The sequence below is a fragment of the Nitrospirota bacterium genome (assembly GCA_040754395.1).
GTDB lineage: Bacteria > Nitrospirota > Thermodesulfovibrionia > Thermodesulfovibrionales > SM23-35 > JBFMCL01.
The window spans coordinates 1-2,182 of record JBFMCL010000051.1; the positions used below are offsets into that span (position 1 = coordinate 1).

A 2,182-nucleotide genomic window follows, 5' to 3' on the forward strand; every position below is an offset into this window, starting at 1 on the left:
TACTCCGGTGCGTGGTCGAAGACCATGCGCACCGCCCGTTCTTTCAGCTCCGGTGGATATCTCTTTTGTGTATTCATGGCTCCATCCTCTCAGACTATGGAGCCTCCAGGAAAGTCGGGGCGGTTCAGAGAAATGGATTGAAGCAGGCTTGGGCTCCATTCCTGATATATTTGGCGATAATACAGTCTTGTCTGAGATCTATTTGGGCCTGCTTTCTCAAAACAGGGGAAAAGGCAGTGGATTAATTGATATTACAGAGGCACTAAACTGCTTTTGCGAAGGGATATTGGATCAGATAACAGGAATTAACAATCTCGAGGGTCTCCTTAGACAACATATGTTATATGACGCTAGGGTCACGGGCTTGGAGTACTGTGAACATATGGAGAAGCAAAGAGCTGGAATCGCAGAGTTGTTTGCGATTCTCAGCGATCTTAGCGAGCCAATTACGGCGATCTATTTAGAGTTATCGGGAAATGGATTAGAACCACTTCTCGATAAAATACAAGAGGGCTGCGACTGGGGGGTATTGCAGAATTTTGTTGGAGAATTCGATAAGAGCGGTAACTACGTTCCGGGGTTGGCGGCATCGCGGGTTCTAAGAGATTATCTTGGTGAAAAGATTATGAACTATGGATTCGAAATTGGATATGGTCAATCTAGGCCGAATGGAGCTAGAAACAGTAAATACACATATCATTTTATTGAAATTGGGTTTCAACCAAATCCGCTAACTCTCGATATAAATGCTGTACCTCCTGAAGGAGGAAGGCTAGCTGGCGACTATTATGATATTGATGAGTTCTATTATCTTATTGATAGTATCAAGGCAGATTTGCGTTACAGGGAGGGCAAGAATGCTATGGACTATGTAATGCCCTGACGATCATATTAGAATAGGATGATATGTAAAACAATTGATTTGGCAGGTGTACAAAATGATGCGAATTCGTTTGGGGAGAAAGCACGTAATCTCCCTCTGTGTGGTTGTTTCAGTAGTATTGGGTACTACATGTTTGGGGTGCAGAAACAACCAAGATACAGAAACGAGAGACACAGCACTGGATCAGATATCAGATCAGCTAAGCAGAATCAGCGTTAACGCAACTGATTTGGCAGATAGGCTATTTTCAGAAGCTTCGACAGGTCATCAGTATCTGGACAGCAAAGATATGCTGGAGCTGGAGGAAATCAATGATGAACTTAACGAGATTGAAACAGGGACAGTTGATGATTCAGTAACAACGGATGCGATGAGAGAGAGAATTCTTCAGATGATTGTAAGGGAAACCTTGTACGAGTTGACCAGTACTATCGGCAATTACATTTATATACGCGACAGCAAAGCTGGATTGGAAAGCATTCAAATGTCGCTGGCTAATAGGAACACTTCCTATGAAACAGAGTTGTATCGTTGGTTGAGCTGCATTTCAGAATCACAAACCTGCCCTTATAACGAGCGAGAACTTATTAGTCTGCTATTAAACAAGTACATACAAGGAGCAACGGATAGTTGCCTGCTCTCTTTCTATGAGTTGGATAACAATATCTTCAATTCCAATAGGCAAAGTTTGCAAGGGTTTCTGGATAATTGTAGTAGAAGTATTAAGCGCATTTTGGATGAAGTAAGAGAGCTGGAAGTACCTGAGGAGTTGGCTTTAGCAAGAAGCGAGCTCATAAACACACTACAAGAAATGGACAAACAGAATAGCTTTCTCAAAGACAGTGACTGGCCAGTTATGGATGAGGCAGACCTGGAGAAGATGATAGAAGGATACATAGTGAACAGAGACAAGATATACGAAACAATATCGCCATTCTTGCCGCTTTCAGAATAGCAGCATCGGCAATAGGGCTTGAAAGATCCGCACGTCCGGCTACGAGGTACACTGGGACTACAACGCCCAGGGCAAGGTGGTGCAGGAGGAGAAGAGATGCGCCTACGGCGGCGCCACCGAAACCCCCACCGTGACCCACTACACCTACGACCCCCTGGGCAACCTCACCTCCGAGACGGTATGCGCGGGCGCCGGGGATGCCCCCGTCCTCTCCCCACTGTCAAGGGCAACGTAATTTGTCCTCTTAATGGCGAAATAATTTGTCCACTTTTTGGCGAAAACATCCGGCTGGCCCCGACCTCCGGGCCGCTTGAGTGAAGCGAATAGAGATGCCACGCCCCAGC

General features: G+C 45.5%; 3 protein-coding genes. All 3 read left to right on the forward strand.

Translation table 11 applies throughout. The annotated features are described in order from the left end of the window. A partial coding sequence (locus AB1552_14315; GenBank protein ID MEW6054932.1) for a hypothetical protein occupies nucleotides 1-883 on the forward strand: 883 nt, incomplete at its 5' end. A 70-nt stretch (nucleotides 884-953) separates the two neighbouring features. Continuing rightward, nucleotides 954-1,838 carry a hypothetical protein gene (locus AB1552_14320; GenBank protein MEW6054933.1) on the forward strand — a complete coding sequence of 295 codons (885 nt, stop codon included), beginning with the start codon at nucleotides 954-956 and terminating at the stop codon, nucleotides 1,836-1,838. A gap of 79 nt (nucleotides 1,839-1,917) precedes the next feature. After that, nucleotides 1,918-2,073, forward strand: coding sequence for a hypothetical protein (locus AB1552_14325; GenBank protein ID MEW6054934.1), 156 nt, complete (start codon nucleotides 1,918-1,920; stop codon nucleotides 2,071-2,073). Nucleotides 2,074-2,182: the final 109 nt, after the last annotated feature.